This window comes from Aquipuribacter nitratireducens (assembly GCF_037860835.1).
Lineage (GTDB): Bacteria > Actinomycetota > Actinomycetes > Actinomycetales > JBBAYJ01 > Aquipuribacter > Aquipuribacter nitratireducens.
In genome coordinates this window covers 86,246-107,241 of record NZ_JBBEOG010000007.1, presented here as the reverse complement: position 1 = coordinate 107,241, position 20,996 = coordinate 86,246, and the positions used below count along the sequence as shown (strand labels likewise).

The 20,996-nt window shown below is 76.9% G+C and carries 21 protein-coding genes; 4 read left to right on the top strand and 17 right to left on the bottom strand.

The annotated features are described in order from the left end of the window. Positions 1-63: 63 nt before the first annotated feature. The 3 genes from WAB14_RS13735 to WAB14_RS13725 form a co-directional block, all read right to left on the bottom strand. The gene (locus WAB14_RS13735; protein WP_340270599.1) at positions 64-1,254 is read right to left on the bottom strand and encodes a glycoside hydrolase family 26 protein; all 1,191 of its coding nucleotides are present in this window, start codon (positions 1,252-1,254) and stop codon (positions 64-66) included. A gap of 218 nt (positions 1,255-1,472) precedes the next feature. Then, positions 1,473-2,312 carry a hypothetical protein gene (locus WAB14_RS13730; protein ID WP_340270597.1) on the bottom strand — a complete coding sequence of 280 codons (840 nt, stop codon included), beginning with the start codon at positions 2,310-2,312 and terminating at the stop codon, positions 1,473-1,475. Between the two features lie 18 nt (positions 2,313-2,330). Continuing rightward, positions 2,331-2,654 (bottom strand): DUF1905 domain-containing protein, encoded by a 324-nt coding sequence (locus WAB14_RS13725; RefSeq protein WP_340270595.1) that lies wholly within the window; start codon positions 2,652-2,654, stop codon positions 2,331-2,333. Between the two features lie 74 nt (positions 2,655-2,728). Between WAB14_RS13725 and WAB14_RS13720 the strand changes: the two genes are divergently transcribed. Further along, entirely contained in the window at positions 2,729-3,154 is a 426-nt protein-coding gene (locus tag WAB14_RS13720) for a PPOX class F420-dependent oxidoreductase (protein ID WP_340270593.1), read from the top strand. Beyond that, positions 3,151-3,597 (top strand): hypothetical protein, encoded by a 447-nt coding sequence (locus tag WAB14_RS13715; RefSeq protein WP_340270591.1) that lies wholly within the window; start codon positions 3,151-3,153, stop codon positions 3,595-3,597. The genes WAB14_RS13720 and WAB14_RS13715 overlap by 4 nt, the downstream gene beginning before the upstream one ends. 7 nt (positions 3,598-3,604) lie before the next feature. Here WAB14_RS13715 and ypfJ read toward each other — a convergent pair whose 3' ends face one another. Next, the gene (ypfJ, locus tag WAB14_RS13710) at positions 3,605-4,480 is read right to left on the bottom strand and encodes a KPN_02809 family neutral zinc metallopeptidase (protein WP_340270590.1); all 876 of its coding nucleotides are present in this window, start codon (positions 4,478-4,480) and stop codon (positions 3,605-3,607) included. Continuing rightward, positions 4,477-5,820 carry a cation:proton antiporter domain-containing protein gene (locus tag WAB14_RS13705; protein WP_340270588.1) on the bottom strand — a complete coding sequence of 448 codons (1,344 nt, stop codon included), beginning with the start codon at positions 5,818-5,820 and terminating at the stop codon, positions 4,477-4,479. The genes ypfJ and WAB14_RS13705 overlap by 4 nt, the downstream gene beginning before the upstream one ends. A gap of 85 nt (positions 5,821-5,905) precedes the next feature. On the opposite strand from WAB14_RS13705, the gene WAB14_RS13700 reads away from it, so the two are divergent. Then, entirely contained in the window at positions 5,906-7,147 is a 1,242-nt protein-coding gene (locus WAB14_RS13700) for a saccharopine dehydrogenase family protein (protein WP_340270586.1), read from the top strand. Positions 7,148-7,231: 84 nt separating this feature from the next. Here WAB14_RS13700 and WAB14_RS13695 read toward each other — a convergent pair whose 3' ends face one another. Next, positions 7,232-7,657, bottom strand: a complete 426-nt coding sequence (locus WAB14_RS13695) for a MarR family winged helix-turn-helix transcriptional regulator (protein ID WP_340270584.1) — start codon at positions 7,655-7,657, stop codon at positions 7,232-7,234. A gap of 91 nt (positions 7,658-7,748) precedes the next feature. Between WAB14_RS13695 and WAB14_RS13690 the strand changes: the two genes are divergently transcribed. Further along, entirely contained in the window at positions 7,749-8,402 is a 654-nt protein-coding gene (locus tag WAB14_RS13690) for an NAD(P)-dependent oxidoreductase (protein WP_340270582.1), read from the top strand. Here WAB14_RS13690 and WAB14_RS13685 read toward each other — a convergent pair. From WAB14_RS13685 to WAB14_RS13635, 11 genes are all read right to left on the bottom strand, one after another. Further along, positions 8,359-9,261, bottom strand: a complete 903-nt coding sequence (locus WAB14_RS13685) for a 5-oxoprolinase subunit C family protein (protein WP_340270580.1) — start codon at positions 9,259-9,261, stop codon at positions 8,359-8,361. The genes WAB14_RS13690 and WAB14_RS13685 overlap by 44 nt on opposite strands. Beyond that, complete coding sequence (locus tag WAB14_RS13680) at positions 9,258-9,944, bottom strand: 5-oxoprolinase subunit B family protein (protein WP_340270579.1); 687 nt, start codon at positions 9,942-9,944, stop codon at positions 9,258-9,260. The genes WAB14_RS13685 and WAB14_RS13680 overlap by 4 nt, the downstream gene beginning before the upstream one ends. Continuing rightward, on the bottom strand, positions 9,941-10,726 hold the full coding sequence (locus tag WAB14_RS13675; protein WP_377002563.1) for a LamB/YcsF family protein: 786 nt from the start codon (positions 10,724-10,726) through the stop codon (positions 9,941-9,943). The genes WAB14_RS13680 and WAB14_RS13675 overlap by 4 nt, the downstream gene beginning before the upstream one ends. A gap of 26 nt (positions 10,727-10,752) precedes the next feature. Continuing rightward, positions 10,753-11,721 carry a homocysteine S-methyltransferase gene (gene mmuM / locus WAB14_RS13670; RefSeq protein ID WP_340270576.1) on the bottom strand — a complete coding sequence of 323 codons (969 nt, stop codon included), beginning with the start codon at positions 11,719-11,721 and terminating at the stop codon, positions 10,753-10,755. Next, positions 11,718-12,530 (bottom strand): hypothetical protein, encoded by an 813-nt coding sequence (locus WAB14_RS13665; RefSeq protein ID WP_340270575.1) that lies wholly within the window; start codon positions 12,528-12,530, stop codon positions 11,718-11,720. The genes mmuM and WAB14_RS13665 overlap by 4 nt, the downstream gene beginning before the upstream one ends. 2 nt (positions 12,531-12,532) lie before the next feature. Further along, complete coding sequence (locus WAB14_RS13660; protein WP_340270573.1) at positions 12,533-14,122, bottom strand: phytoene desaturase family protein; 1,590 nt, start codon at positions 14,120-14,122, stop codon at positions 12,533-12,535. Positions 14,123-14,126: 4 nt separating this feature from the next. After that, positions 14,127-15,296: a kynureninase/PvdN C-terminal domain-containing protein gene (locus WAB14_RS13655; RefSeq protein ID WP_340270572.1), complete on the bottom strand. Its 1,170-nt coding sequence runs from the start codon at positions 15,294-15,296 to the stop codon at positions 14,127-14,129. After that, on the bottom strand, positions 15,296-16,096 hold the full coding sequence (locus tag WAB14_RS13650; RefSeq protein WP_340270570.1) for a tryptophan 2,3-dioxygenase: 801 nt from the start codon (positions 16,094-16,096) through the stop codon (positions 15,296-15,298). The genes WAB14_RS13655 and WAB14_RS13650 overlap by 1 nt, the downstream gene beginning before the upstream one ends. Positions 16,097-16,115: 19 nt before the next feature. After that, entirely contained in the window at positions 16,116-18,716 is a 2,601-nt protein-coding gene (locus WAB14_RS13645; RefSeq protein WP_340270568.1) for a bifunctional diguanylate cyclase/phosphodiesterase, read from the bottom strand. Positions 18,717-18,796: 80 nt separating this feature from the next. After that, a complete protein-coding gene (locus tag WAB14_RS13640) occupies positions 18,797-19,480 on the bottom strand; it encodes a hypothetical protein (RefSeq protein WP_340270566.1) in 684 nt (227 codons plus the stop codon). A gap of 81 nt (positions 19,481-19,561) precedes the next feature. Continuing rightward, entirely contained in the window at positions 19,562-20,923 is a 1,362-nt protein-coding gene (locus tag WAB14_RS13635; protein ID WP_340270565.1) for a vanadium-dependent haloperoxidase, read from the bottom strand. Between the last annotated feature and the right edge of the window lie 73 nt (positions 20,924-20,996).

Genomic DNA, 20,996 nt, shown 5'->3' with positions numbered 1-20,996 from the left:
TACGCCGCCGTGCGAGGTATCGGATGGCAGGGGACGGCGCTTGAGCCGAACAGGTGACCCGGCTCAGCCCTGCCGGGCCGCGAGGGCGGCACGCAGCGCGGTCGGGACCGCGGGGCTGCTGTCGATCCGCCAGTCGGCCTCCTTGTCGTGGGAGAACCACACGAGACCGACGACGTCGGGCTGCGCGTCGAGGTAGCGGACGAGCTCCGCGGCCCACGCGGCCTTGTCGCCGCCCTGCTCGGCGGACGCGGTCTCGGCCACGAGGACCGGCGTGCCCGGGGCGACCGCCCGCAGCTCGGCGAGACCGGGACCCAGCAGCTCCTGGGGCTGCTGCCAGCTCGACCACGACTGGCTCGTGCCCCAGTTGTAGCCGTCGAGGGCGACGACGTCGACGTACGCGGACCCGGGGTACAGCCCCGCCACCGGGGCCGAGCCCGGGTAGGGCACGTTGGGGCTCCACACCCACTCCACGTCGGCGCCGGACGCCTCGACGAGGGTGTGGACGTGCCGCCACGCGCGGACGTAGTCGCCCGACCGGTTGCCGTTGACCTGCTCGGCCCACGGGTACCAGTCGCCGTTCATCTCGTGGGCGAAGCGCAGCCGGACGCCCTGGCGGTTCGCGGTCGTCCAGGCGGCGAGGTCGCGGGCGAAGGCCCGGATGTGGGCGTCGTGGTCGCCGCCGGCGATACGCGCGAGGGAGTACGTCGGCTGCGCGACGCCCGCGCCGGCGGCCCACGGCTCCCACGTGACCACGGGCACCGCGCCGCGGGCACGCACGGCGTCGAGCTCGGCGACCGGCAGCGGTCGGGTGAAGTCGACGTACGACAGGACGATGCCGGGCTGCTCGCCGACGAGGCGGGCGACCTCGTCGAGCTCCGCGTGCGCGGTGGGACCGCCCGGGACGGACACGCCGAACGCCATGCGGGTCGGGCCGGGCGTGGGGGTGGGGCTCGGGGTGGGCGTGGGCGTAGGGCTCGGGGTCGGGCTCGGTGCCGGCCTCTTGCGGCCGACGGACGTGGTCGTGCGGACCGCACGGGTCGTCCACTCCGTCGCGCCGGTCGCGGCGGTCGCGCCACCGGCAGCCGTCCGCGTCGCGCCGGGCAGCCGCCGGGCGGCCTCGGCGCTCGTGAGGAGCGTCCCGGTGAGGGGCGTGGCGACGAGCGTCACGACGACGGTGACGACGGCGAGGAGGAGCGTGACGCCGACACGGGGCCCGCCGGGCGCACGGGAGCGGGACGGGTGGGACTGCGGCACGTCAGGGGCATCGTCACCCGCCCCCCGTCACAGCATCGACCGACCCGGCAGACCGCCCGCCACCTGCGCGGGCGTCGCGCGTCGCCGTCCGTGCACCTCGGGGTGGGGCGCTGGCCCGGCGGTGGCGGCGGACACGCTGCGCGTGTGCCGGTGAGCCTGCGCGGGTGACCCGGCCGCTGCGCCGGACGCGCGACGCGTCACGGCACCTCGCGAGGGCGTCACGGTGCGGCCGACGCCGTGGAGTCCGGGCTCGCGGCGGGCGCCGGCCGCGGTGGGGCCGGTGCGTCCGTCCCGCCGGCGGCGAGCAGGGCGACGTCGTCGACGTACGCCGTGACCGGGTCCCCACCGGTGTCGAGCACCCCGAGGGCCCAGCCGGTGACCGCCTCGAGGGTGAGCCCGTCGTCGGGGGCCCCGTTGCCGACGTCCTTCCTCTCGAGCTCGTCCCAGCCCCAGGCGAGCCGTCGCCAGCCGGGGGTGTCGTCGGTGAAGTACGCCGTCCAGCGCCCGGCGTCGTCGACCTCCGACCCCTCGGAGCGGTTGTCGAGCAGGTCGACGAACCACACCTCGCCCGACCCCGTGCCGAGGAACCACAGCCCGAGGCCGGTCGAGTCCGTGGCGTCGACCGGCTGCCAGGAGCCGCCGTCGCCGAGGACCCGCACGACACCGCCGTGCTCGGCTGTCGTCACGGTGACCTCCAGCGCGGACCCGGCGGCGTCGCCGGTGCCGGGACGCGGCTCGGGCGGGGTCACGGCGTCGACCTCGACGACCGCGTCGGGCGACCCGAAGACCTGCAGCCCCACGGGCGTGCCGTCGTCGTCGAGCCCCGAGGCCGGGAGGTCGGCGAAGTCGTCGAGGACGCGCGCGGTGGCGCGCCCGTCCGTCGGCGCCGGGGACCCCGCCGCGGCGCCGGACGCCGCGCCCGTGGCGACGGGTGTGGTCCCGGCCGGGCTGCCGGGGCTGTCCGGCACGAGGTCCCCGCCGGTCCCGGTGCAGGCCGCGAGACCGAGGACGGCGGCACCGGCCACCACGGGGACGACGTGACGGAACGCAGCGCGCACGGACGCAGCGTAGGCGCGCTACCAGCGGCGGGGGCCTGCGCCGACGGCGTGGCGTGCCGGGTCGAGCCGGACGCGCACCGTGACCGTGTCCCCCTCCTCCACGTCCTCCGCGCTCCGGACGTGCGCGGGGAGCGCGACGAACAGGCGCCCGTCCCCGCTCGGCATGAGCGACGACCGCCACGTCGTGGTGCCGAGCCGGGCCTGCACCGCGACGAACCCGCGTCGGCGCCGTCCGAGCGGCGCCAGCCCGGCCGACTCCGCGGCGTCGAGGTGGACCACGTGCCACCCGCTGCCGCCGAGCAGCCGCTCCACCTCACCGCTGACCGCGAGCTCCACCGCCACGCCCCGGACGGTAGGCCCGGGCACCGACGGTTCCCGCGGGTGCGGCGACGCACGGCCGACCGGAGGATGGGGGGGTGGAGCTCCCGACCGCCCTCGCGTTCGCCACCGAGCACAGGCGCAGCGTCCTCGTGACGCTGCGCCGCGACGGTCGACCGCAGTCGTCCAACGTCATGCACGTCGTGCAGGACGGCTGCCTCGTGGTGTCCGTGACCGACGACCGCGCGAAGACGCGCAACGCCCGCCGGGACGCGCGCGTGAGCCTCCACGTGAGCGCTCCCGACTTCTGGAGCTACGTCGTCATCGACGGCACCGCCGAGCTCACCCCCGTCGCGGCCGACCCGGGCGACGCGACCGTCGAGGCGCTCGTCGGCTACTACCGCGACGCCGCCGGGGAGCACCCCGACTGGGACGACTACCGCCGGGAGATGGTGCGCGAGCGCCGGCTCCTCCTGCGGGTCCGGCCCGAGCACGCGTACGGCATGCTGCCGAGGAGCGCGTGAGCGCGGGCGACGTCGGGGACGCGGGGGACGCCCGTCGCGACCTTCCCGGCGTGTCCGACGCGACGGTCGACGCCCTGGGCGCGCTCAGCGAGGCGCTGGAGGCGGTCGAGGTCGCACGCGGCCACCTCTACGAGTTCCACCGGCTGTCCGGCCGGGCCGACATCCAGCTCGGCGAGGCCCTCGAGGCGCTGGAGGAGGCCGGCCACGACGACCTCGCCGCGCGGGTCCGCGAGGACCTGCTCGGCCGCAACGTCCTCGACGGGCGGTGGACGTTCCAGGTCGTCGAGGAGTACGACGACGGCTACTGGTCCCGCTTCCGCGCGTGGGAGCGGACCGCCCGGGAGGAGCTGGCCGACGGGCGCCGGCACCTGCTCGAGGCGCGGATGAAGGAGCGGGAGCGCACGCGCGGCCGCCCCGGCCACGAGGCGACGCCGGGAGCCTGAGCGCGCGTCAGAGGTCGCCGGCGGCGAAGGTGTCGCACGCCGCGAGCGTGCCCTGCTCGTACCCGGCGGTGAACCACCGCTGCCGCTGCTCGGCGGACCCGTGGGTCCACGTGTGGGGGTCGACGGGCCGGCCGGAGGCCGCCTGGATGGTGTCGTCGCCGACCGCCTCGGCGGCCGAGAGCGCGTCGGCGAGCTGCGGGGCCGTGACGGGCTCGAGGAACGTGACGCCCGTGTCGGGGTCGACCGTCGTCGCCGCGGCCCCCACCCACATCCCCGCGTAGCAGTCCGCCTGCAGCTCGAGCCGGACCTGACCCGACCCGGACCCGGCGGCGCTGCGGTCCGCGGCCGCCATGGTGCCCGTCACCGCCTGCACGTGGTGGCCGTACTCGTGCGCCGTGACGTAGAGCTCCGCCAAGGGGCCGTCGGAGGCGCCGAAGCGCTCCTGCAGGACGTCGTAGAACGTGAGGTCGAGGTAGATGCCCTGGTCGGGCGGGCAGTAGAACGGGCCGGTCGCCGCGTCCGCCGCGCCGCAGCCGGTGCTCGTCGCGCCGTCGAAGGCCGTGACGGACGGCAGCGGCAGCGCGACGCCCTCGTCGGCGAGCACGGCCGTCCAGTACGCGTCGAGGGACTGCGCGGCGGCCGACAACCGGCACTCCTGGTCGGTGTTCGCCTCCTCGGCCGTGCAGTCGCCGACGGCCTCCTCGACGGGCGCCGGGCCGCCCCCGCCCGCTCCCTGCAGGATCGGTCCGAGGTCGACGCCGGTGAACGCGTAGACGAGCACCCCGACGAGCACGAGGACCCCGCCGCCTCCCGCGACCGCCGCGCCGCCGCGGCGCCGTCGGACGCGACCGCCCTCGAAGCGGCCACCCTCCTGGAACGTCACGACCGAACCCTGGCGCTCCGGACGGCCTCCCGCACGCCGTGGCCGCGCCGGTGCGGAGTCGTCGACCACCGGCCGAGGTCGAGGCGGTTCATCGCCGGGGTCGCGGCCACCCCGTGGACGAGCACCGACAGCAGGACCGTGAACGCGACCGTCGACCACAGCTCGGCCGCCTCGCTGAACGCGCCCTCGGTCGTCGCGTACGCGAGGTAGTAGAACGAGCCGATCCCGCGCACCCCGAAGAAGCCGAGCGCGAGGCGCTCCCCGCGCGTGCCCTGCCCGCCGAGCAGCGACACCCAGCCCGCGGCCGGACGCACGACGAGGAGCAGGAGCACGCCCGTGAGCGCGCCGGTCCACGTGAGGTCGTCGAGCAGGCCCCGCGCCGAGGCGACGCCGAGGAGCAGGAGGAGGACCATCGTGAGGATCTGCTCGACCTGCTGGACGAAGGAGTGCAGCACCTCGTGGTAGCGGTGCTTCGACTCGTGGCGGCGGATCGCGAGGGCCGTCGCGAACACCGCGAGGAAGCCGTAGCCCTGCACCGTCTCGGCCACGCCGTACGACAGCAGGACCGCCCCGAGCGCGACGACGGCCTCACCCGCGTCCGCGAAGCGCCACTCCGGGCGGGGGGCGCGGAAGGCGAGCCGGGCGAGCAGCCAGCCGACCGCGTACCCGACGACCACCCCCACGACGACCTTCCCGACGAGCTCCCACGCCAGCCAGCGGGGCCCCCACTCCGCGAGGCCCGCGGCCGAGCCGGCGAAGAGCGCGAGGTAGACGAAGGGGAACGCGAGGCCGTCGTTGAGGCCCGCCTCGCTCGTGAGCCCGAAGCGGACCTCGTCGTCCTCGCCCTCGTTGGGGCCCTCGAGCTGGACGTCGCCGGCGAGGACGGGGTCGGTGGGGGCGAGGACGGCGGCGAGCAGGAGCGCGCTCGCCGGCAGCAGCCCCATGAGACCCCATCCGAGGAGCGCGACCGCCGCGATCGTCAGGGGCATCGCGATGCCGAGCAGCCGCCACGTCGTGCCCCAGCGACGCCACGAGAACGGCCGGTCGATCGCGAGCCCGACACCCATGATCGCGACGATGACGGCGACCTCGGTGAGCCGCTCCGGCACCTCGCCGGAGGCGGTCGGGTCGATCTCGGGCAGCGGCAGCGGGAGGAGGCCGACGAGCAGGCCGACGGCGGTGAACCCCATGGCGACCGACACCGGGTGGTCGCGCAGGAGCCGGGGCAGGGCGGCCGCCACGACGAGACCGAGCCCGCCGACGACGTACACGACGTCGGCGCTCGTGATCTCGGGCGCGGGCAGCTGACCGGCGGTGGTGAGGGGGAGCCGTGCGAGCACGGGCGCAGCGTCGCACCCGCACGCGCGCGCGGCACGCGGGGGGGACGGGGTGCCGGTCGGCGCGCGCGTGCCTACCGTGGCGCGGGTGAGCGACCGCGAGCTCGACGTCGTCGTCCACGGCGCCACCGGCTTCACCGGGCGGCTCGTGGCCCGCTACCTCCTCGACCACGCCCCGGCGGGGACGCGGATCGCGCTCTCCGGACGCTCGCGGGAGCGGCTCGCGCAGGTGGGCGAGGGGCTGGGTCCGGCCGGCGCCGACCTCCCGCTCCTCGTGGCGGACTCCCACGACGACGACGCCCTCGCCGATCTCGCCGCCCGCACACGCGTCGTCGCGACGACGGTCGGCCCCTACGAGCGGCACGGTCTCCCGCTGGTCCGGGCGTGCGCGACGGCCGGGACCGACTACGTCGACCTCACGGGCGAGGTCCTCTTCATGCGCGCGAGCATCGACGCCTGCCACGCAGCAGCCGCGCACAGCGGCGCGCGGGTGGTGCACGCGTGCGGCTTCGACTCCGTGCCCTCCGACGTCGGCGTCCACCTGCTCGCGACGACCGCCGCGGCCCACGGACTCGGCCGGCTCGAGGAGACGCGGTTCCTCATGACGGGGGCCGCCGGCGGGGTGGGTGGGGGGACCGTCGCAACCGCGCAGGGCGTCGTCGAGCGCCTCGCGTCGGACCCGGACGCACGCCGGGTCGCCCTCGACCCGTACGCCCTCAGCCCCGACCGCGCCCGCGAGCCCGACCGCACCGTCGACGCCCCGCCCGGGGACGGTCCCGACCCGTGGGGGGTGCGGTGGGACGCGGTGACGGGACGCTGGCTGGCGCCGTACGTCATGGGGGTCGTCAACAGCCGGGTCGTGCGCCGCAGCAACGCCCTGACCGGCTGGTCGTACGGTCGCGGGTTCCGTTACGAGGAGGCGATCGCCGTGCCGGGGCGCGTCGTGGGCGCACCGGTGGCGGCCGCCGTCGCGGCGGGCACGCTCGCCGGGGCCGCGGCGTTCGCCGTGCCGCCGGTGCGGCGTCTGCTCGACCGGGTGCTGCCGGAGGCCGGCACCGGTCCGGACGAGGCGAGCCTGCACGAGGGCTGGTTCGCCGCGCGGTTGCACGCCCGGACCACGAGCGGCCGGGTCGTCGAGGCGGTCCTCCGCTCGCCGGGCGACCCCGGGTACGTGTCGACGGCGCGGATGCTCGGCGAGGCCGCGCTCGCCCTCGTCCACGACCGGGACCGGCTGCCCGACCGGGCCGGGGTCCTGACGCCCGCGACGGCGTTCGGGGACGTCCTCCTCCGGCGGCTGCGCGCGGCGGGTGTCACGTTCCGGGCGCTGTGAGGCCGCTCGTCGCCCGCTCGGTGGCCGGAGCGAGCGTCGGGGCCGGGGTCAGGACGGGGGTCAGGACGGGGGTCAGCACGGGGGTCAGGGCGCCGGGCCCCAGTCCGCGGCGAGGGCGTCGCGCAGCGCGGCGACGCGCCGGGCGCCGATCCGCCGTGCCAGCTCGGCCTCGACCTCGCGCAGCTCCCGGGCGGCCCGACGGACGAGGGCGGCACCGACCCGGGTGAGGCGCACGAGGCTCGCCCGCGCGTCGTCCGGGTCCGTCCCGACGTCGAGCAGGCCGAGGTCGACGAGCTCACCGACCGTGCGGTGCATCGACTGCCGCGTCACGCCGACGGCGCGCGCCAGCGCCGCGATGCTGGATCCCCCGGGGTCGAGCGCGGCGAACACCTGCGCCTGGCTGCGGGTGAGCCGGACCCCGTCGCGCGAGAGGCGTGCGCGGAGCGCGTCGTCGAACCAGTCCGCGGCGCGCAGGAGCGCGAGCGCGAGGGTCGGGTCGGCGTCCGGCACCCGACCAGTGTTGCGCACACCGTCAGTCCGGCTGACACTGTCGTCAGCGGGGCTGACGAATGGACGTCAGCCGGACCGACGAGGAGGCACGGTGCGTATCGCGGTGACCGGGGCGACCGGACGGACGGGCGTGCACGTGGTGCGCGCGCTGCGGGGGTCCGACCACGAGGTGGTGGCCGTCGTGCGGGACGAGGCGAAGGCGCGCGACGTCCTCGCCGACGCCGTCGCGGCGGGTGGGGTCGAGGTCCGGACGGCGGACGTCACCGACGCCGCGTCCCTCACGCGTGCCGTCGCGGGGTGCGACGGCGTGGTGTCCGCTCTCGGGCCGGTGAAGGGCTCCCCGCCGGACCTCATGACGCGGGCGGCGTCCGCCGCGCTCGACGCCGTCCGCGCTCTGCCGCGGCGTCGGCTCGTGTGGCTGACGGGTGCCGGCGTGCGCCGGCCCGGGGACACCCCGGGGGTCGCCGACCGTCTCATCGTGACGATCATGTCGGTCGTCGCGTCCCGCACCCTGCAGGACAGCCGCGAGGCCGTCACCCGTGTCGTCGCGGCCGGCGACGTCGACTGGACCGTCGTGCGGGCGCCGCGCCTCACCGACGGCCCGCCGGCGGGTCGGCGTCGCGTCGCCGACCGCGTCGGCGGCGGCCACGGGACCACCCTGCCCCGCGCCGACCTCGGCCCCTACCTCGCCGGGCTCGTCGTCAGCGACGGCCAGCTCCGTGCGGCGCCGGTGGTGTCGGCGTGACCGCGGCGAGACGGACCACCTGACCGGGTCGCACCTGCGCGAGCCGGTCGACGTCCGTGCCGGCGCGCCACGGCCCCGGCTCCGCGTCGTCGACGTAGGCGACGACGGGGTACCCGCCCGTCACGGGGTGGTCGGCGAGGAACACGACGGGTCGCCCGGACGGCGGCACCTGCACCGCTCCCCGCAGCAGGCCCTCGCTCGCGAGCTCCCCGACGCCCTCCCGCGCCCGCAGCGCCGCGCCGTCGAGGCGGACGCCCACGCGGTCGCTGTCGGCGGCGACGGTCCACGCCGTGCCGGTGAGGGCGTCCCACGCGGCGTCGTCGAGGCGGTCGAGCCTCGGCCCGCGGTGCACGTGGAGGAGCACGTCGTCGGCGGCCGGCACGGGGCGCGGAGCGACCTCGACGTCCGGCAGCGCCGCCGGGTCGCCGGTCGGGAGGACGGCACCGGCCGCGACGACGGGCGGACCGAGACCGGCGAGGGTGTCGGTGCTCCGCGAGCCGAGGACGGGGCGGACCGCGAGCCCGCCGGCGACCGCGACGTAGGTCCGCACCCCGCTGGTCGGGGTGCCGAGCGCGAGGACCTGCCCGGGCTCGAGCCGGACCACGCCGTCGACGGGTGCGCCCGGGCACGGCGCGCCCGTCACCGCGACGACGACCGGCGTGACGGCGCGGAGCCGGAGCCCGCCGAGGGTGACCTCGAGCGCCGCGGCCGCCTCGTCGTTGCCGAGCAGCCGGTTCGCCAGCCGCAGCGACGCGCGGTCGGCGGCGCCGGAGCGGGTGACGCCGAGCCCGGCGAGCGCGGGCCGACCGAGGTCCTGCACGGTGCAGAGCGGGCCGGTGGCGAGCACCTCGAGGCTCACGGTCCGACGCTCTCGAAGCGGACCCGGGTGCCCGGCGGCAGGAGCGCGGGGGGCTGCCGGTCGACGTCCCACAGGGCGGCCGTCGTCGTCCCGACGAGCTGCCAGCCGCCGGGGGACTCGCGCGGGTACACGCCCGTCCAGCCCGCGGCGAGCCCGACGGCGCCCGCGGGGACGCGCGGACGGGGGTCGTGCCGGCGCGGCACGCGCCAGTCGCGGGCGGGCCCGTCCAGTGCCACGCAGTAGGGGAAGCCGGGGGCGAACCCGCAGAACGCCACCACCCACGCGGTGGCCGTGTGGACGCGGACGAGGGCGGCCGGGTCGAGGTCGACGGCGGCGGCGGCCTCGGCGAGGTCGGCGCCGTCGTACGTCACCGGGACGACCACCTCGTCGTGGTCGGCCGTCGCCGTCGCCGTCGCCGTCGGCCCCGTCGTCGTGGCCGTCGCCCGCGCGGTGTCGGCCCCGGCGGCCCGCCACCTCGCGCGCACCGCGGCGGCCGTTCCCGCGGGCGTGGCGGTCGCGGGGTCGAGCACGAGGAGGACGGTCGTCGCTGCCGGGACGAGGTCGACGACCCCCGGCAGCGGGTCCGCCGCGAGGGCGGCGTGGAGCCGGAGGACCTCCTCGCTGCCGTCGACCTCCGCGAGCAGCCCGCGGGCGCCGGCCGGGAGGAGGCGCAGGTCGCTCACGCGAACGGCGCGAGCGTGACGCCGGCGGCCTCGAGCGCCGCCCGCACCGCCCGGCCCGTGGCGACGGCACCGGGGGTGTCGCCGTGGAGGCAGAGCGAGCGGGCGCGGACCGTGACGGTGCCGCCCTCGCGCGTGGTGACGGTCTCGTCGGTCGCGAGCGCGACGGCGCGGGCGGCCACCTCGGCCGGGTCGTCGAGGACGGCGCCGGGCTCGCGGCGCGGGACGAGCGTCGCCTGCGGCGTGTAGGCGCGGTCGGTGAACGCCTCGGCGACGAACGGGACGCCTCCCTCCGCGGCGAGCCGCTCGACGACGGAACCGGGCAGCCCGAGGACCGGGAGCGGGGTCCCGGTGACGGCCGCCGCGTCCCGCACCGCCGCGACGACCGCCCGCGCCTGCGCCTCGTGGTGGACGAGCGCGTTGTACAGCGCCCCGTGCGGCTTGACGTACCGCACGCTCGTGCCCTCGGCCGCCGCGAGCCCGGCGAGCGCGGCGACCTGGTAGACGACCTCGTCGAGCAGCTCGGCGGGGTCGGCGTCGATGAATCGGCGCCCGAAGCCTGCGAGGTCCCGGTACGACACCTGTGCGCCGACGACCACCCCGCGTGCCGCCGCCGCCGCGCACACCCGTCGCATGGTGGAGGCGTCGCCCGCGTGGAAGCCGCACGCGACGTTGGCGCTCGTCACGACGTCGAGCAGCGCGTCGTCGTCGGTGAGCCGCCACGCCCCGAAACCCTCGCCCAGGTCGGCGTTGAGGTCGATGGTCGGTGCGTCCACGGGCCCCATGGTCCCGCACCCCTCGAACCCGGGGGTCAGGAGCCTGGGTCCGTGTCGACGGGTGGGCCGGAGGTCCGCGTTCGCGTCGACGTGTGCCGGTGGACGGCCGCCGCGATCAGGCGGACCCGGGCGGGGGTGACGCGACAGCAGCCCCCGACGAGACGGGCTCCCGCCGCCAGCCACGCGTCGGCCGGCTCCTCGACAGGCTGCGTGGCGCCGCTCCACCGGTGCGTCGCGGCCTCCCACGTCTCGCCGGAGTTCGGGTAGACGACGCGCGCGCCCAGCTCCGCCGCCGTCGTCGCGGCCGCCGGTTCGCAGCAGTTGACCCCGGCGGCGACCACCCGTGGGTGCGCGGCCACCTCCGCCAGGCGCGCGGCGTCGACGGGTTCCCCGCGGCGGGTCCGGAGCCCGCCGGCCGTGTCGAGGGTGCACGTGAGGGAGACCCACACGTCGGCGCCGACGTCCTCGGCCGCGAGGAGCACGGCGTCGACCTCCGCGAGACCGGGCAGCGTCTCGCACGCGAGGACGTCCGCGCCGGCGGTGACGAGCAGCGACATCCGCTCGGCGTGGAACCTCCGCAGCCGTGCGGTGACACCGACGGAGCCGTCGAGGTAGTCGCCGCGGTACTCCTGGCCCCCGGGCAGCACGGCGCCGTAGGGGCCGAGCGACCCGGCCACCCACACCCGGTGCGCCGCGCCGGTGGCAGCCTCCCGGGCGCACGTCACCGACAGCGCGATCAGGCGGCGGGCCTCGGCCGGCGTCGCCCCGGCGGCGACGAGACCGTCGACGCTCGCCTGGTACGAGGCCGTGACGAGGACCTCGGCCCCCGCCGCCACGTGGTCGGCGTGGGCGCGCACGAGCGCCGCGGGGTCGTCGCGCAGCAGCCGCGCGGACCACAGGTCGTCGGTGAGGTCGTGGCCGAGGTCCTCCAGGTGCGTCGCGAGGCCGCCGTCGAGCGTGAGCGGACCCGTCTCCAGCGCGTCCCGGAACCGGGACGTGCTCATGACACGAGGCGGTCGAGCGACGGCACCCGACGCCCGGGCGGGACGGCGAGGAACGGGACCGCCGCGTGGTAGCCGCGGGCCTCGAGCTCGCCGGGCTGCCGGCCGAGCGCCGCCAGGCCGGCGAGCATCGCGGCGCGCTCGTCGTCGTCGGCGAGCCGCCGCTGCACCACCGGGTGCCGCTCGCCCACCTGCACGTCGTAGCCGCGCGCCGCCAGCATGCGCGCGATGGGTCCGAGGTCGACCCAGCGGAGGACGAGCCCGCACACCCACGGCGCCACCTCGGTGGTGTGGTCGAGGAGCCGTGCGAACGTCCGCTCCCCGACGTAGCCGATGCCGCCGGTCACGACGACCCCGCCGACGGGTGCGAAGACCGACAGGTCGACGTCGGGGTCCGCCTCGGGGTCGCCGGCGCGACCGCCGTCGAGGAGCCCGACGGCGAGCCCGTACTCCACGGCCGGCACCGAGGCGTCGAGGCCGAGGACCGTGACGGCGTCGTCGCGCCGGCGCTCGGCGAACCACGCGCGGTCCGCGGCGACGAGCGCGTCGTGGTCGAGCCGCGCGAGGTCGGGGTCGGCCCACCGGTCGAACAGCTCCTGCTCGGACACGCGGTGGTTGAGGAGGGCGGCGTCCTGGCCGAACGAGCAGCACACGTCCGCGACGGCGCGGGTCTCCTCGAGCTCGTCGACGAGTCGCCGGAACAGGCGCGCGCCCGCACCGACCACCCCGTACTCCAGCGAGCGGAAGTACGTGAAGTACGGCCGCGGGTCCGGTGCGGTGTAGAGCGCGGTGAAGTCGCGCTTGCCCGCCATGCTCACGCCTGCCGCAGCAGCGCGAGGGCGGCAGATCTTCCCGGGATGCCGCTCACACCGCCCCCTCGCCGGGCGCCCGCCCCGCCGAGCAGCACCCGCTCGTGCGGTGTCTCGACCCCCCAGCGGCCGACGTCGCCCGGCTCCTCCGCCCAGGGCCACGCGAGGTCGCGGTGGAAGATGTGCCCGCCCGGCAGTCCCACCTCGTGCTCGAGGTCGACGGGGGTCCGCACCTCGAGGCACGGGCGGCCGTCGGGGTCGTGGGCGAGGACGTCGGCGAGCGGCTCGGCGAGGACGCTGTCGAGGCTCGCGAGCGTCGCCTCGAGCGCCTGCGCGCGCGCTCTCTCGTTGTCCTCGCGGAACAGCCGGGCCGGCATGTGGAGGCCGAACAGCGTGAGCGTCTGCGCCTCGGAGGCGGCGAGCCCCGGTCCGAGGATCGACCGGTCGGACAGCGTGTGGCAGTACACCTCGCACGGCGGGACGGTCGGCACGCGGCCCGCGGCGGCCTCGGCGTGCGCGGTCGCGAGCTGCTCGGCGGTCTCGTTGACGTGGAAGGTGCCGGCGAAGGCGTCCTCGGGCCGGACGGAGTCGTCCCGGAGCCGCGGCAGCCGCGTGAGCAGCATGTTGACCTTGAGCTGGGCGCCCTCGACGGGTTCGCCGCCGGTCGGGGACCCGCCGTCGGTCGTGCCCGCCGCCGCCCCGGCGGCCGCGAGCGCCGACGCCAGGTGCGCGGGTGCGCCCGCCCACACGACACGGTCCGCCGTGACGGTGGCCTGCGAGCCGCCGGCGTCGACGGTGAGCCGGCCGTCGGGGTCGAGCGCGACGACGCGTGTCCCGGTCGCGAGCACGGCGCCGGCGGCCCGGGCGGCGGTGGCGAGCGCCCCGGACACCGCGCCCATGCCGCCGACGGGCACGTCCCAGTCGCCCGTGCCGCCCCCGACGACGTGGTAGAGGAAGCACCGGTTGGCGCGCACGTCGGTCAGGGGGTCGGCGAAGGTCCCGATGAGCGCGTCGGTGAGGACGACACCGCGGACCAGGTCGTCGGCGAACCGCTCCGCGACGACCTCGCCGACCGGCCGCTCGACGAGCGCGCGCCACAGGTCCGCGCCGACCGCGTCCCGGACGTCCGCCGCGGCCGGCAACGGGCCTGTCACGGTCGGCCACACCGCCGCCGCGACGCGCGCGACGTCGGCGTGGAACGCCTCCCACGCCGGGTGGTCCGCGGCGGCGCCGAGCCGCGCGAACGACGCCGCCGTCGCGTCGCGGTCGTCGGCGACGAGCAGGCCCGTGCGCCCGTCCGTCCGCGGGTCCGGGGTGTAGGAGGACACGCGGCGACGGACCAGCCGCAGGTCGAGGCCGAGCTCGTCGACGACCTGCCGGGGGAGCAGGCTCACGAGGTAGGAGTAGCGGGACAGGCGCGCCTCGACGCCCGGGAACACGCGCGCGCTCACCGACGCGCCCCCGAGGTGGTCGGCCTGCTCGAGCAGGAGCACGCGACGCCCCGCACGGGCGAGGTAGGCGGCGGCCGTCAGGCCGTTGTGACCGCCTCCGACGACCACGACGTCCTGGTGCTCCTGCGGCAGCGGGGTGGTCACCGCCTCATCCTGCCGGACGGCTCCGGAGGCACTCACCGAGGAGGGCGACGGCCTCGTCCAGCTGGTCGTCGCGCAGGTACGGCGCGGGCCCGAGCCGCAGCACGTCCCCGCGGTGGTCGGTGAGCACGCCCCGCTCGAGCAGCGCCGCCTGCAGCGCGGCGGCGTGCGGGGTCCGCAGCGCGAGGAAGCCGGCGCGCTCCGCGGGGTCCGGGACGGCGACGGCGAGGACGCCCGGGTCGACGTCCAGGGCCGCGACGCCCGCCGCGAGCCGGCCGACCTGGTGGACGCTCACCTCGCGCAGGCGGGCGGGCGTGAGCCGGTGCTCGTCGAAGAAGTCGAGGACGCGGGCCGCCCGGTAGTGGCTCGTCGGGTCGTACGTCGACCCCGCGAACCGCTCGGGGCCGTCGCCGAAGCCCACGGCCCCCGCCGGTGCGGCGGACAGGTCGGCGAACTCGGCGAACCAGCCCGTGACGTACGGGCGCAGGGTGGTCCCCCTGGGCCAGCGCATCGCGCACACCCCCTCGCCGTGCTGCAGGTACTTGTAGCCGCCGCCGAGGACGTAGGCGTCGTGGAGGTCGTCGTCGGCCAGCGACCAGTCGAGGGCGCCGACCGCGTGGTAGGCGTCGACGACGAGCACGGTGCCGTGCCGCCGCGCGGCCGCGGCGAGTGCCGCGAGGTGGGGGACGACGTGCGCCGTGCCGAAGAGGACCTTCGAGACGAGGACGAGCCCGGTGTCGTCGTCGACCTCGGCGGCGAGGCGCTCGGCGAGCGTCTCGACCGGCTCGGCGGGCACCCGGACGACGTCGATGAACCCCTCCTCGAGCCGGGCGAGCTGCCGGCGCGCGGAGTGGAACTCCCCGTCGGTCGTGACGATCCGGGGGCGGGTCCCCCAGTCCCACGCCGACAGCAGCCGCACCAGCAGCGTGTGCGTGCTGTCGGCGAGCGTGACGACACCCGAGCCGTCGTCGCCCAGCAGACGCAGCCAGCCCTGCCGGACCCGCTCGGCCTTCGCGAAGGCGCGCGACCACTTCTCGTCGAGCAGGGCCGCGGCGTCGTCGAACGCCTCGAGCTGGGCGTCGCGGGCGACGTCGGGCCATGCCTGGTGGGAGTGCCCGGTCAGCAGCAGCCGCTCGGACACCCGCGACGCCCGGTAGTGCTCCGCGAGCGCACCCATCAGAACCGGCTCCTGACCGTCCACAGCGCGGGGAACGCGGGCCGGATCGTCGTGCGCAGGTACGCCGCCCCTGCCGAGCCGCCCGTGCCGGGCTTCGCGCCGATGGTCCGCTCCACCATCTTGACGTGCCGGTAGCGCCACTCCTGGACGCCCTCGTCGAGGTCGGTGAAGGCCTCGCACAGCAGGGCGGCGCCCGGGTCCTCCCGGTACAGCCGCAGGAGCATGTCCTCGACCGCGTCCTGCGTGGCGGGGCCGGGCACGTCGCCGGGGGCGGTGCTCCCGACGGGGTGGCCGGTGCGGGCGAGGTGCGCGAGCAGCGCGTCCCACAGCGACGGCGCCTCCAACCGGCGCCGCAGCCGCTCGCGCGCGGCCTCGTGCTCCGCCCGGCGCACGGCGGCCGGGTCCTTGAGCCCGAGCGCGAACTCGACCTCCCGGAACTGCGCGGACTGGAAGCCGCTGCCGGACTCGAGGTGGGCGCGGAACGACGCGAACTCCAGAGGCGTCATCGTCTCGAGGACGTCGAGCTGGCTGACGAGCACCTTCACGATCGTGCGGACCCGGCCGAGGGTGTGGGAGGCGCGGGCGCGCTCGTCCTGCCCGAGCAGGACGACGGCGCGGTCGAGCTCCCAGAGGATCTGCTTGAACCACAGCTCGTAGACCTGGTGGATCGTGATGAAGAGGAGCTCGTCGTGCTCCGGTGGGTCGCTCGACAGGGTCTGCAGGTCGAGGAGCTCGTCGACCCGGAGGTACGTGCCGTACGTCTTGCCGGGTCGGGGCCCCGATGTGGCGTCCTCGCTCATCGGCGACAGTGTGCCCGCGTCACCCGCTGCTCGTCGCGAGGCCCGCGCGCTGCCGCAGGCCGTCGAGGAACGCGTCGGCCTCCTGCGCCGGGCTCCACAGCCACCCCTGGCCGGTGGGGCAGCCGAGCCGGCGCAGCAGGTCGGCCTGCTCCGCGGTCTCGACGCCCTCGGCGACGACCTCCGTGCCGATCGCGGAGCCGAGCGCGACGACGCTGCGGACGACGGCGAGGGAGCGGGGGTCGCGCGTCATGGCGTCGACGAACGCCCGGTCGATCTTCACCATGTCGACGGGCAGGTCGACGAGGCGCGCGAGCGAGCTGTACCCGGTGCCGAGGTCGTCCACGGCGACCGCGACGCCGGCCACCCGCAGCCGGTCGAGCTGGGCGGCGAGGCGCCCACGGCCGGCCTCGAAGCCCGTCTCCGTCAGCTCGAGGACGAGGCGGTCGCCGGGGAGGCCCGTGCGGGCGAGCACCCCGAGGACGGTGTCGGCGAGGTCCTCGTCCCGGTCGAGCTGCCGGGCGGAGACGTTGACGTGGACCTTGGGCGCGTCGGGCCCGAGGGCGTCGAGCCAGGACCGGGCGGTGCGGCACGAGCGCTCGAGGACCCACCGCCCGAGCTCGGGCATGAGCCCGGCGCCCTCGGCGACGTCGAGCCAGTCGCCGGGCAGCCGCAGCCCGTCGTCCGGGTGGTGCCAGCGCAGGAGGGTCTCGCCGGCGACGACGCGCCCGTCGGCGATGTCGACGACCGGCTGGACGTGGAGCGTCAGCTCCCCGGCACGCAGGGCGCGGCGCAGGTCGTCCGCGACGCGGACGAGCCGCACCGCGCGGGTGCGGTGCTCGTCGTCGAACACGACGAAACGGCCCTTGCCGGCGGACTTCGCCGCGTACATCGCGGTGTCGGCGTCGCGCATCATCGTGTCGGCGGTGCTGTCGGCGCCCGCGAGGACGATGCCGACGCTCACGCGGACGCGGGCGGGGCGCCCGGTGACGTCGAGGGGCTCGGTGACGGCGGAGACGATGCGCTCGGCGACGCGTCGGACGCCGGCCTCGTCGGTGTCGGGGCAGAGGACGACGAACTCGTCGCCGCCGAGCCGGGCGACGGTGTCCTCCGCGCGGACGCACGCCCGGAGCCGGTCCGCGACGGCCGCGAGGACCGCGTCCCCGGCGGCGTGCCCGTCGGTGTCGTTGATCTGCTTGAAGTCGTCGAGGTCGCAGAACAGCAGGGCGGGGTGCTGCCCGCTGCGCCGGCCGCGGACGAGCGACTGCTCGAGGCGGTCGCGGAGGAGGACGCGGTTCGGCAGGCCCGTCAGCTCGTCGAACAGCGCCATGTGCGCGAGCTGCATCTCCGCCTCGCGGCGGGCGCTGACGTCGAGCATCTGGACGGCGACGACGGGCTCGTCGTGGCCGAGCCGCACGACGGCGAGCGCCACCTCGAACCAGCGGGGGGACCCGCCTCCGGTCGACACCTCGTGCCGCCAGCCCTCCGCCCGGCCCGCCAGCAGGTCGTCGACCGCGGCGAGGAGGAGGTCGCGGTCCGGCGGGGTGAACCGGGCGCACCACTGCGACCCGCGCAGCGAGCCCGCACCCGCGGCCAGCATGGCCTCGGCCTCGCGGTTGGCCTCGAGGACGACGAGCCGGGACCCGTCGGCGCCGAGTTCCGGTCGCAGCAGGAGCATGCCGAGCAGCGCGTCGGTGAATCCGCCGCGGAACAGCTGCTCCGAGCGGCGGACGGTCGCGAGGACGCGGTCTCGCTGCCGCACCGACACCGCGACGGGGAGCACCGTCATCGCGGCGGCGATGACGTACACCTGGAGCAGCTGCGCCTGCGACGCGGGCCACACCTCGGCGCCGGCGCGCGCGAACGCCCCCATCCCCGCGGCCGTGAGCAGCGACGCGGCGACGGCGGCGACGAGGAGCTCGAGCGCGACGGTCCGCACGCCGAGGCGCACGGCCGCCCACACCATCGCGACGAGCGGCAGGAACGGCAGCGGTCCGATGCCGACGACGAAGACGACGAGCACCGTGAGGGCGAGGACGGTGACCTGGAGGGCGCGTTCGAGCGGACGGCGCGGGCTCCTCGGCTCCCGGGCGGCGAGGGCGATCGGCAGCGCGAGGGTCTGGGCCGCCGCGTGGCTCGGCACGACGACGAGCGCGGTCCGCAGGAGGTCACCGCCGTCGAGGACCGCGACGGCGGCCCCGGCGAGGACGCCGCCGACCACGGCTCCCGCGGCCACCGCGGCCGCGAGCCGCGGCAGGTCCGCGAGCCGCGACAGCCCGACGGTCCGGCCGCGGAACCGGAGCAGCGCCGCGGTGACGGCGACCTCCGCGGTGTTGGCGACGGCGTAGCCGGCCGACAGGTCGACAGGGCGTCCGCCCGTCCAGTTGCCGGCGAGGATGCCGAGGCCCACGGCCAGCAGCACCGCGGGCAGCCGCCGCGGCAGCAGCACGGCGGCGGCGACGCCGGCTCCGACGGCCGGCCACCACGCCGCGACGGAGCTGCCCGCCGGGGCGAGGACCACGGCCCACTGGCTGAGGGCGAGCACGACCACGCCGAGCCCGACGACCGTGAGGGCGTCGGCGAGCAGTCCCGTCGGGTGACGGCGGGGCGTGGACCTGGTCACGATGATCCAGATCGGCGGGCCGGGGCCCCGACCTGAGCCCCGGCCCGCCGACGGGACGCGCCCCCGGGGTGTGGCGTCTGTCAGCGCGTCCGGTCGCGCGACATGCTGCGGTAGCTGCCGATGCTCGCCGTGCTCGTCTCACCCGGCTCGTCGTCGAAGACCATCGCCCCGATGCGCCCGCTCACCACGGCCTCACGGCCGGTGAACGTGTAGCGGTACGTGTACGTCGACCCCTCGAACGAACCCGAGTCGACGATCTTCGACGTGTACTGCGAGCCCGTGCCCGTGAGGGTGATGTCGACGGGCGGGGTGACGGCGCCCTCGCCGCCGTGGTCGCTGACGACGAGCGTGCCCGTGAGGCGCGCCGACGTCAGCTTCTTGTCCATGGTGAAGGTGACGTCACCGCCGTCGACGAAGCGCTCGCCGACCGGCTCGCACCCGCCCTCGACCGGCTCCTCGCCGTGCCCGCCGCCGCCCTGCTCCGGCAGGACGCCGTCGGGGCACTCCCAGTCCGTCACGAAGCCGAAGACGTACGCGGTCGAGCGGCCGAGCTCGTCGACGTAGAGGAAGCCGGTGTGGGCGTTGCCCGCCACGCCGGGCAGCGTGCCGACCTCGAGCCAGTCGATCTGGGCGAGGCGGCCGGACGACTTGGAGAAGAACATCGACCCGGCCTGCGCGGGGCCGGCGGTCGCGACGAGCCCGAAGGCGGTGAGCGCGGCGACGGCGACGGTGCCGAGACGGCGGGTGGTGGTGGAGCGGCGCATGACGGGTCCCCTCTGGACGGGTGGTGCGGGTGGGTGGTGCGGACGGGTGGTGCCGTGGTGCGGGTGGTGCGGGTGGTGCGCTCAGCGGCGGGTGCGGAGCCGCTGGAGGACGAGGCGGCCGACCGCCTCCCCCTGCGCGAGACCCGCCTCGATGCCGCGCGGGTAGTGGATACCGCCGTACAGACGGGACACGGCGGCCTCTCGCGCGGCGGCGTCGAAGGAGGTGAACGAGCGGGCCGGGTACCCGCGCTCGGCGTGGGTGTCGTCGGTGAACGCGACCTCACCGAGCAGGTCGGTGAGCACGACCGCGGCCGCGGCCGACGACACCGAGTGCCCCGACGTGTGCTCCGGGAACTGCGGGGTGTTGACGACCGTCGTCCACGCGGGGTCGACGTAGCGGTTGAGGTACGTGACCGGGCGCAGGAGGTTCGTCTCGTACTTCACGGTCCAGCACGCGAGGAAGGCGTCGTTGAGGGCGACCCCGAGTCGGACGTAGGCCTCGAGCGCCTCGTCGAGCGCGAGGTCGAGGCCGCGCGCGACCTGCTCCGCCACGAGCATCCAGTGACCGCTGGGCAGCCCGGTCGGCGTCCCGAGCGGTGGGGTGAACGAGCCGGGGTTGTCGGTCCAGAACCGGGCGATCGCCCGTTCCTCGTCGCCGTTGCGCCGCGACTGCTCGAGCACGGCGAGCGCCTGGTCGTGGAACGCGGAGCCGGGCTCGGTGCTGAAGGGCACGGGCGGCTCGGCGCCGACCTCCCCGCGCTGCAGGACGAGGGGGCGCACCGTGCCGCACCAGGGCTCGATCGCGGGCCGGAAGTTCGGCGGTGTCGACTCCCACAGCCACGGCTGTCCGGTCGGTGGGGTGTACGGCCGCGCGAGGGCCTCCGCGTGCCCGTCCGTGGCGCACCAGTCGGCGAGCCGGGCCGCGACCGCGCTGCCGTGCTCGAGCGAGGCCGCGAGGTCCGTCGGTCGTACCCCCGCGGCGCGGCGCGAGGCGACGACCTCGGCGTGGACGGCGTCGAGGTGGGGGCGCGTGGCCGGAGCCCGCAGCGGCAGGACCGCGAGGAGGACGTCGTGGGCGGCCGCCGACAGCGCGGCGTGCCAGTCGAGGCGCGCGCGACCGGGCGCCGTGACGACACCCGTCGTCGCACCGGCACCGACGGCCCGCAGGTCGCTGAGCTGCCCGGCGAGGGAGCGGTGGCCGGGCATGCCCGCGACGACCGCCTCGTACATCGCGAGCGCGGTGCGGGAGTACGCCCGGGCGGCCGCCGGCGGGGTGAGGTTCTCCAGCAGCACCGCGCGGTACGCGGCCCGGACCCAGTGGTGGGCGACGTCGGCCGGCAGCAGGGGGGCGGGCAGCAGCGGGGCGACGGGCCGGGCGGCGGCCCGGGCCGCCGGGGCGACGAGCCCGGCACCGACGGCGAGCGCGACGCCCGCGCTCCCCACCCGAAGCGCGTCACGGCGCGACGGACCAGCAGACCTGCCCACGGCAGCCCCCCGATGCTCTCTCCAGCGCCGC